The organism is Bacillus sp. FSL W7-1034, from assembly GCF_038593365.1.
GTDB lineage: Bacteria > Bacillota > Bacilli > Bacillales > Bacillaceae > Bacillus > Bacillus altitudinis.
This window is the reverse complement of sequence record NZ_CP151989.1, coordinates 1,767,261-1,782,038: the sequence shown is the minus strand read 5'-3', so window position 1 is coordinate 1,782,038 and position 14,778 is coordinate 1,767,261. Positions and strand designations below refer to the sequence as shown.

The window sequence follows — 14,778 nt, the reverse complement described above, 5'->3', positions numbered from 1 at the left end:
CCCTTTATTTCTTTATGATGCAACGCTAATGGCACGCCATAAGCATTGCTCAATATCTTCTAAAAATTCAATCGTTGGCTCAATTTCCTCTGCTAGAATCTGTTTATGAAGCTGAACGAACGCTCCAAATACAATGGATAAAATCGTTCTCCCTGAAAGATTTGGATGAATTCCATCCTTTTTGCCTTCTTCAAAAATATGAAATAGCTCATTTAATAGCTGCTGCATCTTCTCTTTACTTGTCTCATCTAAATAGTGTGAGCGTTTGTCAATTTCTAAGAAGTACAGACCACTTGGATTCTCTTTTGTAAAGAGCACTAAGCAGTAAAAGACATGTTTGAAATAAGCCCTGATACTTGCTTTAGGGTCTGGACTGTTTGTATTCACCTTGTCGATAAATGCAATCAGGCTTCGCTGGTATAAAATGTTCACAAGAGCCTCTTTACTATCAAAATAACGATAAATGGTTCCTGCTCCAACATTGGCTCTTTTCGAAATCATCGGCATCGTTGTACCGTCAAAACCCCGTTCAATAAATAAGTCCAGAGAAGCCTTCATAATCTGCTCCTGTTTATCAGTAGTTGCTGCGGGCATTTCATCCTCTCCTTTCGTTTTAATAGGAATGAATGTTCATTCCGCTTGATGTATATTATATTGATATTTTAAATTCTTCTATTTATACTTAAACATACTTATTTTTCTCCGTCACTACATTTTCTGAAAATAATAATAATTGAGAAATGATACCTAGATAGATGACATCCAAACGACTTATAAATATTGGCAGTTCTGTGACGCGTGGGTGTCGTCTGAACTATATGTTCATTCTTGGTCAATTGGAGAATGGATGTGATCGTCATATGTATCAATATATAAACTGCCATTACTTGAACGAACCGCATAAACAATGTCTTTTAAAGACAGCTGCCTTTTTTGAAGTTCTTCATAGATCCACTGCTCCGTTAATTGGTTTTCTTGAAGGTTTTTCAAAATGAGCTTTCCGTCCATAATGACTTCAATGGGCATGTAACGCTCTGCCTGCTTCCACAGGTTAAGATCTTTTCGCGTGACATAATCAAATGAAGGGTATTTTTTCACTGACATATGCCCATCTGTTTCAATCATTGCAAATTCAACTTCACTAATGTCAAACACATTCTTTTCTCTGAGCTGTTGATTTAAATAATCAAGTGTATACCTCATTCCTTTCATATTCTCTTCAAGGATTTTGCCATTTTGAATCACAAGCGTTGGTTTACCGGCCATAAAACCTCTCATCTTCCGGCTTCTTAAAGCAAGCAAAGAAATGACATAAATGATGATGACAAGTGACACAAAAGATATGGTTGTGTGATGAAGCGGAAGCGTAGTATTAAACGCCAGGTTCGCCGCAATTGAACCTAGACTGATCGCTGCAATGAAATCAAAAATATTCATTTGCGCAATGGTTTGCTTTCCAAGAAGACGGGCACCGCCGAATAAAATAGCAAAAGCAAATATGGTTCGAAGAATGACTTCAATATGATCTGGCATTTCAGCTTCCACCTTTCGATTTCATGAAAAAAAGCCTTTTCTTTAGAAAAGACTCTTTGTTAGACTATGCATTTATTCCGTCATTATTCAAATGGCCCGCTTCCGTTTGCTCAAATTGTGAACGCAGCTCAATGATTGAGCAGTTTCTCACGTTTACTGGATCTTGCTCAAGCAACCATGTATAAAATCTTGCTTGCTCTGCTGTTTGCAAAGCCTGCATATATTTTTGGGTGGAGCGCTTATCTGCAACACGCTGTTTAATGGATCGCATTTGCTTCCAAAATTGATAATAAGGAAGCTTTAACTTGGTCATAAAGCCGCTGTTATCCTCAATGACATAGCCTTCTTCTTTGATTGTGTCATCGTGTGATACAGATTGATACCATTTATAGAAAGAGGTCCAATCATGAAACACTGCCACTTGCTGTTTGCACCGCATGCCAAGCTGTTCACTGAGCCTTTTCACTTCAGCAAATGGTTCTTTTTCATAGCTCAGCTGACGCTTCACGATATCAAGTAAAATGAGTTGATCATGATCATATGTGATAATATGCGGGTCTTTCTCTGACAAAATGACTTCAAATACAAGGGATACATGGTTGTCGCGTACATATGATTTGATGTAATCGACCTGCACATCGTCAAAGGTCGCATAAAATAGCTCTTCGACCCAAGCAGCATGCTGATTTTGCTTCACATGTGACGTATACGATTTGGACGTAAACACCAGTTCATCTTTTATGTCGTTAAACCCAACCGTACCTAAGTATCCATTTGCTTTATCATAGACCGTCACAGGAAATTGAAGATGATTCACTAGATGCTGCATTCTGGTTTCAGGACGTTCATCAATATTAAAGAACTTATTATAACTTCTAGACACAATCTGCTTTGAAGTCATATTGATAAACAACCCTCTTGCTTTGACATTTATTTCATCCCATTGTCTTTCACTAAATGCTTTTTTCGTGAAATTAAAAGATGAAATATCGTGTGGCAGCTTTAATTCCTGTACATATTCATGCTGATCTAAATGGGCTAAAAAATCATCCAGCGTCACATTGGGCTGAACAAAGACCGGTTGCTTGTTTTCAGAAGCTCTGTAGACAGGATTGTCAATTTCATGTGTCTCAATCCCGCCTGCTGTGATTTTTAACACACGCAGCTGTCCGCCAAATTCAACCTGACCTTCGAGATTATAAGATCTATCCGCCGCTTGGATAGGCAGTCTATATAAATTGCGATGACCATGAATTTGAATGATATCTAATCCAGAAGTGTTTTGGACAAATAAGTGGTCAATGTCATCTGAATATTCACCTACTCCGTGAATAAGCTGCTGCGCTGAGACATGCAGAAGCTCTTCTGGCAAATGAGCAAGCCCACCATGGGTGACAAGAAATGTCTGACCATGATACGTAAAATAGGTGAGCTGATGAAATGTTCTGACAAACTTCCTTAATTCTTTTAGGTCAAAACCTGCTTCCGCAATTTCAGGCGCAGTATGACGGTTAAACATATTGCTTCTCACTTTTTCTTCATGTGCATATTTGTAAAGATGCTGATCATGATTTCCTTCAATGACAATCACATTGCGGCATTCTCTATGTGCCAGCATCCATTCTAAAACTTCCTTGTTTTCTATTCCTCTATCAAGCAAATCACCTGCAAAGATATAAAGCTCGTTTTCTTTCAAGTCTCCTTGCAAATAAGTATTTAGAGCTGTGTAACAGCCGTGAATATCACCGAAGACGTGAATGGCCTCATACTGATCAAAAGACCTGGGCTGATAAGTCATAATGGCTGGATATTCCTCAGGCGTCAAAACGGTTACCCATGAAGGCACCTTCTCTGTCTTTAACCGTTCATTCATTTGATATAACACAGATTCCTTCACTACTTTGTGCGGCTCTCGACCGCGATTTTGCAGCAGGGATGTTTCAAGACGCACTTGCGTAAAATCGACGACATACACTCTATAGCGGTATGAAGTAGCTAATGATTTATACTGCGAAATGGACTTACTTGTGACATGTGTTGCATCAATGACAGTAAAGTCTCCTCGTTCCATTCGGGCTGTGAGGAGTTCAAATAATAAAGACCAGACTTTATGATCATGTTTGCTTGAAATTTCCGGTTTCCCATTGACTGATAACTGCGGAGGCTGGGTTAACAGACGGATTTGATCCGCTGATAATGTATATGGTTCTAAGCCTTGTTCTTTGATCCAAGTTGATTTACCTGCACCTGGGAGACCTCGTAAAAGGACTAAAGTTCTCATAATGGTTCTCCTTTAATGAGTGATATTTTACCTATTATAGATAAATTATGGATAAATCTCAATCTTTTATTGATTATGGTAATATATAGATATAAGGAGGGTTACACATGCCTAATGAAGCGAATACTGCATTCAACATTGGGGATATCGTATTCCAAGCATTTTCTCTTCTATCCATCGCATTGATCGTGACCATCATTGTGATTGCCATTCGAATGATAAGAAGAAAACAAGTGGAATTGAAGAAAGTCGAGGCTAGATTAAATAAAGTAATTGAAAAAAATCATTTAAAAGAGTAAAAAAATCCGGGAGTTAACCGGATTTTTTTGTTTTCATCACGATTCCTTGTCGCTGCTGCATCAAAAAGAAAAAGACACCTAAAAGGACAAGAAGACCACCGAACATTTGCAGCAGCGTGACTTTCTCTCCAAGCAGTAAAACAGCGAGTATCGTTGCCCCAACAGGTTCGCCTAGAATACTCATTGAAATAGTTGTCGCATTCACATAGGTTAACAGCCAGTTGTTAATGACATGGGACATGGTAGGGATAATGGCGAGCAGTAAGAAAATCCCCCATTCTTTACCCGAATAGCCTACAAAAGGCGTTTGCTGTATAAGGTTAAATAAAATTAAAAAAAGGCCGGCAAAACCAAATACACAAAAACTATAAATCCAATGAGATATCTTTCTCACAGCTTGTTGACCGATTAATAAATAACAAACAACAGCGATTACACTGAAAAAGGATAAAATGTCTCCTATAATGGCGTCTTGGCTATGTCCGACATCCCCCCATCCGATCATTAGCGCACCAACAATCGCCGCACACATTGTGAAAATGGCTGACTTCGTTGTTCGTTCACGAAAAATGAGAAATCCGCCTAATAATGACACCATCGGCTGAAGTGCAATGATGATTGTAGAGCTCGCCACTGTGGTGAGCTTCAATGAGCCGAACCACAAAACAAAATGGAGCCCTAAAAAGAAACCTGACATACATAAGAAAAACCAGTCTCTCCGCTTTAACGAGACAAACTCTTTTTGACGCGGCAGAATAAACGGAAGCATCAAAACCGCCGCAAATATCATTCGATACATACTTAAAATAGCAGCAGGCGCACTTGACCACTTCACAATAATGGCCGAAAACGAAATCGCAATGATTGAGATCACAAGCGGCACCGCAATCGACTTCTTTGGAGCATTTGTCTTCATTTCCATTAGCAGCTTCCTTTACATCAGCAGTAGATGAGCTTCTCATCTTGTATGACGTCATCTTACTATGACTATTCGCCTAGAGGCAAGATGAATTTTAAGAATGTTTACATAAAAAAGGCTTTCTTCACGAAAGCCTCATTCATCATCTATTAATACATAAACAGCCCGCACCGGCCCATGAACACCAACCACTAAATTCATTTCAATATCGGCAGAATTACTTGGACCTGATATAAAATGAATGGCACCTTTCGTCTGCTCTCCTTCTTCTACTAGGCGATGAAGAGCTGAAACAGCATGAATCATCCGCGGGACAATTGTGCTTTTTTCAATACATACGATATACATCATCGGTAAAAAATGAAGTGCTCTCCCTTGACCTTGATGGGAGGAAAGAACAACGGTTCCGGATTCTGCAAGTGTGTAATCGCTGAATACCACTGCATATTTCGCTTGTTCTGCCTGCCTTATATTTTCTTCTCTTGATGTATCTGCATTCCAGCTAGTGACTGAGATTCCTTCTTTCCGCAAGGCTTGAAACATAGGATGACATTCATATTGTGCAAAACGTCTATCGCTCGAAGTCATCACAGGACCTTCTCCATACTCTTTCATCAATAATCGTAACGTTGAGGGTGCTTCTTTTGGCGTTGTTTCTACCACTCTCGTATGAATTTGCTGACATTGCACCTTCAATTGCTCTATCAATTCTTCTTTCGACAGACCTTCATTTGTTTCCCAATTGACTCGATGCTTCCAAACCGGACGCCGATTAGATGCAGGCTTGGAGGAGCTTTTGCCTAATTGTTGCTGGATATGTGCTAAAAATGGATCTCGATGAGAAATGGTACCTTTCATTGCCGCTCCTCCTTTTGTTTCTTTTTAAACCAATCCCGAAACCTTTCTTTGCTTGGCGCTGGGAGGTCACGAATTTCTGTCCAATTCTTTAAAGGACCCGCCCCTTTTGAAATCTGTCCGTTTGAAGCCATACGTTTCAAGAGCACAGGGGCTGCTTTTGTTCCAAATCGATACATTCTAGGAGTGGATGCGCCCATTCCGAACATTTTCATTGCCATCATTTCCGCTTTAGGCGCTCTCCCCTCTTTTTCAACGATGACTTGTCGATGTTTGATTAATAATTCGTGAAGTGGAATTTTCACTGGACAAGCATCTGTACAGGCTGCGCATAAACTTGAGGCGAAAGGAAGCTCTTGGTAGTCGTCATATCCTCCAAGTAGCGGCGAAAGAACAGCGCCAATCGGACCCGGGTAAATTGATCCGTACGAATGACCGCCAACATGCCGGTAAACGGGGCACACATTGATACAGGCTGCACACCGAATACATTGCAAAACTGGCTGAAATTCCGTCCCTAATATATTTGACCGTCCGTTATCCACAATGACCAAATGAAACTCTTCTGGTCCATCGACCTCTCCTTCTCCTTTTGGTCCCACGACAGAGATATAGCTTGTTAACTTTTGACCGACTGCGCTTCTGCACAATAGACCGACAAGGACATCGAGCTCTTCCATCGTTGGTACAAGCCGCTCCATCCCCATGACTGCGATATGTGTCTTTGGAATGGACGTGACAAGATCCGCATTCCCTTCATTCGTCACAAGACAAATCGATCCTGTGTCAGCCACAGCAAAGTTACAGCCCGTCACACCAATATCTGCTTCAAGAAATTTTTCTCGTAACAAAGCTCTTACAAATTTGGTCATTTCTTCAGGAGTCTCTGACATATCATATCCAAGCTTTTCGTGAAAAACTTCCCGTATTTGTTCTTTCGTCATATGAAGGGCTGGTGCCACGATATGTGAAGGTGGTTCATGGTCATCAACTTGAAGAATATATTCTCCAAGATCGCTTTCAACTACCTCGCAGCCAATCTCTTCTAGCGCTTCATTCATTTCAATTTCTTCTGTGACCATTGATTTTGATTTCACGATTTTTTTTGCTGTTTTTTTTTGTGCTACATCTTGGATGTACGCCGATGCCTCTTCCTTTGTTTTTGCAAAAAACACATGACCTCCACGTCTACTCACGCTCTCACTTAATTGATATAAGTAGTCATCAAGATGGGCAAGTGTATGCTGCCTGATGTCCTCTCCAAGTTCACGCCACTTTTCCCAGTTTCCAAGCTCTTCACTTGCAGTCATCCGCCTTTTATACAGACGCTCCTGTGCTGAGGAAACAGCTCCTCTCATCACAGCGTCTTCTAATCCTTCGCCGATCCGCTCTTTAAAAGCCTTCTCTCCAATTTTCATACTCATGTGCCGTTCCCCCTCTTAGCTTCAGCGGCTATTCAACACTTCTGCGATATGCATCACTTTAACTGGCTTATGAAGACGATTCAGCCTTCCTCCGATATTGAGCAGACATCCACAGTCAGCACCTATGATATATTCAGCGCCTGCCTCCTCTATGCTTTGTACTTTTTCATCGACCATCTGCTCAGAAATGGGTGTCATTTTGATTGAAAAAGTTCCTCCAAATCCGCAGCAATTTTCAGCGCGAGGTAATGGTTCCATCACCAAATCTTTGACATTTGACAACAGTGTGAAAGGCGCTTCCTTAATTCTAAGCAGTCTCGTCATATGGCAGGAGGTATGATAGGTGGCTTTTCCTTTCAAACTCGCTCCTACATCTGTTACATGTAATATATCAACAATAAATTCCGTTAATTCATATGTTTTCGCAGCAAGTGCCTGAGCACGGGCGAACCACGCTCGGTCTTCTTTAAAAAGGTGCGGATATTCTAAAAACATGGCCTTACAAGAACCTGATGGTGTGACGACATATTCAGCTGATTCAAAGGCTTTCATCATATTTTTGGCCGCTTTGATTGTTTCTTTTGTATAGCCGCTGTTAAAGGCGGGCTGCCCGCAGCACACTTGTGCTTCAGGGAATTCTACTTCAACACCGAGCCGCTCTAACACCTCGACAGTCGCCTTTCCTACATGTGGCTGCATCGTGTCAATTAAACAGGTGACAAATAAACTGACTCTCATCGGCGAACTTCCTTTCTTTTGCTGCACCTTGATTTATGTCTGGTCATCTGATGACTAAATAATGGACCTTCATTTCATTTTAATCCCAAATTTCTGAAATTTCAATGAACGGATTTGTCTAAAATTTGGACATCATGTTTGTGAAGGTACATAAAAAAAGCGCCCTTTTTACAGGGCGTTTTGACATGTTTATTATGAAATCATTTCACGTATTCCGTCTTCAAGAGGTGTTAAAGAACGGCCTAATAGTTTTTCGAAATCATGGCTTTCGACTGCTAATGCCCCATCGCGAATTCCGCTTTGCATCGCTTTGACAAATGGAACAGCTTCTTTCGGTACACCATTTGACGCTAAAAATTCTCCAAATGTATCTACATCCATGTGTTCTACTTTGATTTCTTTCCCGCTCACGTTGCTAACCATTTGTGCAAGTTCAGTATGTGTACGAAGCGGTCCTGACAATTCATAGATTTCCTGATCATGTGCCGGCAGTGTTAACGCATTTGCTGCTGCTTCTGCATAGTCATTTCTTGTTGCCCAGCCGACTTTACCTTCACCAATTGGGCTGATAAACGGCGCTCCGTTGACTGATGCCAGAATCGTATCTTTTTCATTTTCCACATACCAATTGTTTCTTAAAAAAACATGGGGGATGCCAGAGGCCAAAATCGCTTCTTCTGTTTTTGCATGGTCATGTGCTAGGTTAAGCTGACTTTCTCTTGCATTGACAACACTTGTATAAGCAATAAATGATACATTCGCTGCTTTCGCTGCTTCGATGGCATTTAGATGCTGCTTCACTCGTTCTCCATCCCCAGACGAAATGATCAAAAGACGGTCAATCCCTTGAAACGCTGATTGAAGTGTATCCGGCTGTGTGAAGTCTCCTTTGCGCACATCCACCCCAGCTTCCTTTAGATGTACTGCTTTTTGCGGATTTCGAACACTGACCGCCAATTGTTCAGATGGTACTTTTGCGAGCAAATGTTTGACGACGAGCGATCCAAGTTGTCCTGTTGCACCTGTCACTAATAATTTCATTAATTTGACCTCCTCATTTTTCGTTCAACGGTGATGTTTCATGTATGAAGCAGCTGGTTTCTTGCATCAGATCATTCGTTATAATCAAAACGGTTACAACTAAGGGGTAAAAAAAGCTCTATGTATGAGCTTTTTCTACTTCGCCTCGATTAATAATTGCTTAATTGTCACTTGTTTAAGATGATGCTCAAGTGCAGACTGTGCTTCTTTGAGTTCTTTCCGCAGTCTCGTATCCATGGCTTGACCAATTCGACACGCAATGACTGGTTGATGAAAATTAAACAACTCTTCATCTTCGATTACATCCACAGCCCGGTACACATCTAGCAGTGTGATGTCCTCTGCCGGTCTTTTTAAGGAAGCACCGCCTACTCCGCGGCGAATCTCAATGAGATCCGCTTTTTTCAGCATAGCCATCATTTTTCGTATAATGACAGGATTTGAATTGACACTTTCCGCAATAAAATCCCCTGTACACTCTTTTGAAACACCCGCAATAAATGACAAAATATGAACAGCAATGGTATACCTGCTGCTAATTTGTTTCACATTCCTTCACCACCGTTGTAACCAATATAGTGACAATGAATGGATTTGTCAATCAATAAACGGATTTTTCTTTCTTTCCCAATCTTCAAATGTCATCATCTCATGATGTTCTGCTGCATCAATTTCTAGCGGTGCAATACATTCAAGCAGATTTCCATCGGGATCAAGAAAATAAATGGCGGCATGAAATTGTGGTGGATTATCAAGTACTAAAGGCTGTTGCTCTTCCGAAAAGCCAAACATCGGATGTATGCTGATCCCTTTTTCTATCAGCCATTCTTTGATCTGTGCAATGCTGGATGTTTCCATTTGGAAGGCAACATGCCGAGTCGCTGGATGATATGGAATAGTGGACATATCCGCTTTCCATATGCCAAGCCAGCTCTTTCCTTTCTCAATCCATAAAAAGGCCACTCTTTCATTTTCATAAGCAAGTGTTAATTCCAACTTTTCAAAAAATGAAATGGATGCCTTGATATCACTCACAGGCAAATGCGCTTCATACAAACCTTTCAACATCATTTCAATCACTCCTTTACTATCTTCTATTGTGCAGGAATTGAAAACATTCTTCCTCAGCAAAACGATGTATTTCAACCAAGCCATTGGATTGAGATGGTTAAATGTTTGATCCATTGCATATGGGGGAAGGTGTTCAAATAAAAGAAAGGAGCGTTCAATATGCCTTGGACAATGGAAGATTATCCAGCTTCATTCCAATCATTAGACAAAGTCATTCGAAAAAAAGCACTTGAGATTGCCAACAAAATGGTGCAGGAAGGCTATGAAGAAGGTAGAGCGATTCCAATTGCGATCAATCAAGCGAAAGAGTGGAAAAAGAATGCGACGGAAAAAGAAATGGAGGACTTTCACTCTCATGGTTCTGTGACTCCTTCTAAGAAAAGCAGCTCTGCACGACCTGAGCTCATGGATCATGCGCAGCATGTCGTGAAACATGATGAAGGCTGGGCGGTTCAAACTGAAAAAGCGAAGCGTGCAAGTGAGGTAAAAGAAACGAAACAGGAAGCCATCGACCGCGCGAAAGAGATTTCATCTAAAAAAGGAACAGCAGTTGTCATCCACCGAACAGACGGGACGATTCAGGATGTGGTGAAGCCAAAATAAGACCGCCCTTTGGCGAGCGGTCTTTTCTTTATGCATTCTTTTCTTTTTTAGCGGGTGCTTTTCTTTTCTTAGGTGCTGCTTTTTTCGTTTTTTCTGGTTTTGATCGATCGATAGAAGCCTGCAAAGCGGCCATCAAATCAGTGACATTGGATGAAGCCTCTTTTTTACCTGTCGTTTCTGGTTGAACGGTATGTTCTCCGGAGATTTTGTCTCCAATTACATTCATCAGCTGCTCTCTGTATTCATCCCGATAAGCGGCTGGATCGAATGTGGTGGTCAGCTGCTCAATTAAAAGGAGTGCTGTATCTAACTCTTTCTTCACGATATTTTCCTCTTGCGGGATATTCGGGACGTCTGATACTTGCCTAATTTCGTCAGGGAAATGAATGGTTTCCATTAGTAAAATATGTTCGTAGCACCTAACAATCGCTAATTGCTCCTTTGAGCGAATCATGATCTTGGCTACACCGATTTTCCCTGATTCTTGTAACGCTTTTCTTAATAATGAATAAGCCTTTGCTCCGCCGGTATCTGGAGATAGAAAATAACTTCTTTCATAATAGATGGGGTCGATCTCTTCTATCTTCACAAAATCAATGATTTCGACGGCTTTTTCTTCATTTTCTTTTCTCAGCCTTTCGAGTTCTTCCTCATCCAATTCAATGAATTTATTTTTGGCATACTCGTACGCTTTTACAATTTGCTCTGGCGCTACCTCCTCGCCGCAGTTAGCACAAACCTTTTTGTAGTTAATCGGCGTATGGCATTCTTTATGAAGCTGTCTTAATTTAATATCTTTGTTTTCTGTAGCGGTAAACAGCTTGACTGGAATATTCACCAGTCCGAAGCTAATGCCACCCTTCCATACTGTATGCATCGTAACGCCTCCGTTCTTTTCTCCTTACTATGTAATGTTTTCATCAGAGTTATGTATGTTTATGAAAATTTCATCCCACTCTAAGAACACATGATGTAAGGAAGTGAAAAACACAATGAAACCGATGCGTTTAACGTCTGCACATGATATTCCTGTTGGAGCAGACTGGCTGTATGAATTAAAATATGACGGCTTCAGGGCCATTCTTATTTGGGAAAAAGACACCATCCATTTAGAGAGCAGAGCCGGAAAGCGATTAAATGAACAATTTCCTGAAGTCATTGATCAGTGCCAGCAACTAACAAAGCAGCTTGCACCTTTTTTACCGCTGACCCTAGATGGAGAATTGGTCTTTTTACTGAGTGAACAAGAAAGCGACTTTACAAAGGTTCAGCAAAGAGGCCGCCTGAAAAACACAGAAACCATTCAACGCCAGGCTAAGCGGTTTCCATGTCATTTGATTGCATTTGATCTATTGAGATTTAAAGGGAAATCCCTCGTTGATTTACCGCTGATTGAAAGAAAAGCTGAGCTGCATAAGGTGTTCCAAGAAGCAAATCTTCCTCCCTCCGTTCAGCTGAATCACCCCTCTCTTCTTCAAATCATCCAAACCGATAGCAGCCCTGATGACATGAAAAAAATCATGCTGACCTATTTAGCGGAAGGATTAGTTGCTAAAAAGAAGATGAGTAAATGGCAGGAGCATACCCGCTCGAAAGAATGGCTCAAAATCAAAAATTGGCGGTATGTATCTGTCATCGTGACTCGTTTTGATAAAGACAATGGCTATTTTCAAGGATGTCTTTATCAAGAAACGAATCTCATAGAGGTTGTCCAATTTAAGCATGGTTTTTCTAAAGAAGAAGAACAAACCCTGCGCACCTTATTTCTAACCAAAGGTCAAATGACTGGAGCATCACATTATGAAATCCCACCATCCATTGTCGCAAAGATTGCCTGTATCTCTTTTGATGGATCAGCCTTACGAGAGCCCCGGTTTTCTTCGTTTTTATTCGATGCAGACCCAGCAACGTGTACCTTTCAACACATGCTCAAACAGCTTTATCCGCTCCCAGCTTTGATTGACATCACCCACCCAGAGAAACCGGTTGTACCTGCCCTTCATATCACAAAGGCAGATTACTTACTTTATTTGAGGCAAGCCGCTCCCTATTTATTACCCTTTTTACGTGAAAGACGTCTTACGTTAATACGCTTTCCTCATGGCACTGGTGGAGAATTTTTTTATCAAAAGGCAACGCCCGATTATGCGCCTGATTTTGTTGAGACAGATCAAGCGCACGATATTACTTACACAATCTGTAATGATCCTGACACGTTGCTTTGGCTTGGTAACCAGCTGGCGATGGAATTTCATATTCCTTTTGAAACGAGAGATACAGATCGGCCTGTAGAAATTGTATTTGATTTAGATCCGCCTTCTGTTAAAGAGTTTCACCTAGCAATAGAAGCAGCCAAACGAATCAAGGTCATTTTAGATGGACTCTTTCTCACCGCATTTATTAAAACAAGTGGTGGGAAAGGGCTACAAGTTTATATCCCATTGAAGAAAAATGCCTTCACATATGAACAAACTAGACAATTCACTGCGTTCATCTGCCAATTTTTATGTGAACAAGCACCTGAGCTGTTTACGCTAGAGCGTCTAAAGAAAAACCGCGGCAACCGTTTATATTTAGACTACCTTCAACATGATGCTGGAAAAACAATCATCGCCCCGTATTCCCCGAGAGGAAACGAGCTCGGACTTGTTGCAACACCGATTGAATGGGAAGAATTAAATAGTGAAGAATGTCACCCTTCTTTATTTACGATGCCGGCTGTTATGAAACGTCTAAAGGAAAAAGGCGACCCATTCCGGCAAATGAGGCACCATGTGAATGATGATTCTTTTCGACAAGTTTTATATCAGCTGAAGGACATGTTACCAGCTCATAAAATGGACATACGCGGTCATTAAGCGTTACACTTATTCATTAGAGAGAAAGAAAGGGATGACCATTTTGACCGCACACTCAATACGAAACATTGCCCTGATGTTCTTATGTCTTACCGCAGGAATAGTGGATGTTATCGGCTATTTAAGCCTAGGGCATGTGTTTACAGCAAATATGACGGGAAATATTGTACTGCTTGGCATTGCAGCAGGCAGTTCATTGCAGTTAACCGCTCTTCATTCCATCACGGCACTTAGCGGATTTGTTCTAGGTGTTTTACTAGCTGTTGTCATAGGTGGAAAACAAGAAAAAACATTTTGGCCAAAAGCCGTTACACGCATCTTTATCATAGAAGTCATCATCTTGCTTCTATTTGCTCTTATGACCATTTTTCCTTATACGCAAGGTGCTTATTTTATGCTGATTATCCTTTTAAGTATGGCGATGGGCATGCAAACGGCGGCCGCACGCAAATTAAATGTCGCTGGCATTTCTACAACTGTTTTAACGAGTACACTTGCTAACTTATTTGAAGATTTGGCGCAACGCTTATCAAATCGGGAAAAAAGAAAAGCCCCTATTCAACATGTGAGCTTGCTGCGAATAGGTTCTATTGTCTTTTACTGCCTAGGTGCTGCTTTAGCTGCGTATACAGATGCTTACGATCCGTTTATCATCATTTGGCTGCCTATTTGCATCCTCGGGGTTATTGTGATCACAGCTACATTTAAGCACTTTCACCAATTGAAATAGCCATCTTAGATGGCTATTTCAATCACTGTGATGAAACACTAATAACTTCTTACATAAAAACCAGGAGGACGCCCCATAATGAATGTGGAGCCATATGGAGAATATCCAGAAAACGTCCCGAATCCGCCATAACCAGGATAACCTCCTAAGCCAGAGTACACACCAGGGCTCAAATAATACCCGCCAAAGCCAATATGAGGGCCCACTGCTCCGCCGCTAAAACCGCCTCCATGAAAGCCTCCATACACCCGTGAATCCATACAATCACCTGCCTTCAACTTACACCTCATCTCATCATATGCGTGACAAATGGAGCGGTGTTCCCTCTTTTGTAACAATTTCTATGTACAATAGACCAATTTGATGAAATTTGAATGAAAAGTCCTGCAAAAAATTAAATTAAGCAAAGAAAGGTGACCTTTTTAA

Annotated in this window: 16 protein-coding genes; 4 read left to right on the top strand and 12 right to left on the bottom strand. The window is 41.0% G+C overall.

Annotated features, from left to right (window positions below; genetic code table 11):
- Nucleotides 1-12: 12 nt before the first annotated feature.
- The 3 genes from NST73_RS09080 to NST73_RS09070 form a co-directional block, all read right to left on the bottom strand.
- The gene (locus tag NST73_RS09080; RefSeq protein ID WP_058213736.1) at nucleotides 13-594 is read right to left on the bottom strand and encodes a TetR/AcrR family transcriptional regulator; all 582 of its coding nucleotides are present in this window, start codon (nucleotides 592-594) and stop codon (nucleotides 13-15) included.
- 228 nt (nucleotides 595-822) lie between these two features.
- Entirely contained in the window at nucleotides 823-1,533 is a 711-nt protein-coding gene (locus NST73_RS09075; RefSeq protein WP_047946233.1) for a DUF421 domain-containing protein, read from the bottom strand.
- A gap of 64 nt (nucleotides 1,534-1,597) precedes the next feature.
- Entirely contained in the window at nucleotides 1,598-3,814 is a 2,217-nt protein-coding gene (locus NST73_RS09070; protein WP_342499530.1) for an RNA ligase, read from the bottom strand.
- A 107-nt stretch (nucleotides 3,815-3,921) separates the two neighbouring features.
- On the opposite strand from NST73_RS09070, the gene NST73_RS09065 reads away from it, so the two are divergent.
- A complete protein-coding gene (locus tag NST73_RS09065) occupies nucleotides 3,922-4,113 on the top strand; it encodes a hypothetical protein (protein ID WP_326242680.1) in 192 nt (63 codons plus the stop codon).
- Between the two features lie 13 nt (nucleotides 4,114-4,126).
- Here NST73_RS09065 and NST73_RS09060 read toward each other — a convergent pair whose 3' ends face one another.
- From NST73_RS09060 to NST73_RS09030, 7 genes are all read right to left on the bottom strand, one after another.
- Nucleotides 4,127-5,035, bottom strand: coding sequence for a DMT family transporter (locus NST73_RS09060; RefSeq protein WP_039167701.1), 909 nt, complete (start codon nucleotides 5,033-5,035; stop codon nucleotides 4,127-4,129).
- Between the two features lie 132 nt (nucleotides 5,036-5,167).
- Nucleotides 5,168-5,890, bottom strand: coding sequence for a lactate utilization protein C (locus NST73_RS09055; RefSeq protein WP_268363534.1), 723 nt, complete (start codon nucleotides 5,888-5,890; stop codon nucleotides 5,168-5,170).
- Nucleotides 5,887-7,311 carry a LutB/LldF family L-lactate oxidation iron-sulfur protein gene (locus NST73_RS09050; RefSeq protein ID WP_342462572.1) on the bottom strand — a complete coding sequence of 475 codons (1,425 nt, stop codon included), beginning with the start codon at nucleotides 7,309-7,311 and terminating at the stop codon, nucleotides 5,887-5,889. The genes NST73_RS09055 and NST73_RS09050 overlap by 4 nt, the downstream gene beginning before the upstream one ends.
- Nucleotides 7,312-7,332: 21 nt before the next feature.
- Entirely contained in the window at nucleotides 7,333-8,049 is a 717-nt protein-coding gene (locus NST73_RS09045; RefSeq protein WP_007499377.1) for a (Fe-S)-binding protein, read from the bottom strand.
- A 192-nt stretch (nucleotides 8,050-8,241) separates the two neighbouring features.
- Nucleotides 8,242-9,090: an SDR family oxidoreductase gene (locus NST73_RS09040; protein ID WP_342499529.1), complete on the bottom strand. Its 849-nt coding sequence runs from the start codon at nucleotides 9,088-9,090 to the stop codon at nucleotides 8,242-8,244.
- A gap of 135 nt (nucleotides 9,091-9,225) precedes the next feature.
- Entirely contained in the window at nucleotides 9,226-9,639 is a 414-nt protein-coding gene (locus NST73_RS09035) for an Rrf2 family transcriptional regulator (RefSeq protein WP_144678744.1), read from the bottom strand.
- A 48-nt stretch (nucleotides 9,640-9,687) separates the two neighbouring features.
- Nucleotides 9,688-10,161, bottom strand: a complete 474-nt coding sequence (locus NST73_RS09030) for a VOC family protein (RefSeq protein ID WP_053215847.1) — start codon at nucleotides 10,159-10,161, stop codon at nucleotides 9,688-9,690.
- A gap of 159 nt (nucleotides 10,162-10,320) precedes the next feature.
- Between NST73_RS09030 and NST73_RS09025 the strand changes: the two genes are divergently transcribed.
- A complete protein-coding gene (locus NST73_RS09025) occupies nucleotides 10,321-10,764 on the top strand; it encodes a DUF2188 domain-containing protein (protein ID WP_007499382.1) in 444 nt (147 codons plus the stop codon).
- A gap of 28 nt (nucleotides 10,765-10,792) precedes the next feature.
- Here NST73_RS09025 and NST73_RS09020 read toward each other — a convergent pair whose 3' ends face one another.
- A complete protein-coding gene (locus NST73_RS09020) occupies nucleotides 10,793-11,641 on the bottom strand; it encodes a Ku protein (protein WP_035391954.1) in 849 nt (282 codons plus the stop codon).
- 115 nt (nucleotides 11,642-11,756) lie between these two features.
- Between NST73_RS09020 and NST73_RS09015 the strand changes: the two genes are divergently transcribed.
- On the top strand, nucleotides 11,757-13,622 hold the full coding sequence (locus tag NST73_RS09015) for a DNA ligase D (RefSeq protein WP_342499528.1): 1,866 nt from the start codon (nucleotides 11,757-11,759) through the stop codon (nucleotides 13,620-13,622).
- A gap of 34 nt (nucleotides 13,623-13,656) precedes the next feature.
- Nucleotides 13,657-14,352: a YoaK family protein gene (locus NST73_RS09010; RefSeq protein ID WP_008343947.1), complete on the top strand. Its 696-nt coding sequence runs from the start codon at nucleotides 13,657-13,659 to the stop codon at nucleotides 14,350-14,352.
- 38 nt (nucleotides 14,353-14,390) lie between these two features.
- Here NST73_RS09010 and NST73_RS09005 read toward each other — a convergent pair whose 3' ends face one another.
- Nucleotides 14,391-14,612, bottom strand: coding sequence for a hypothetical protein (locus NST73_RS09005; RefSeq protein WP_178930202.1), 222 nt, complete (start codon nucleotides 14,610-14,612; stop codon nucleotides 14,391-14,393).
- Between the last annotated feature and the right edge of the window lie 166 nt (nucleotides 14,613-14,778).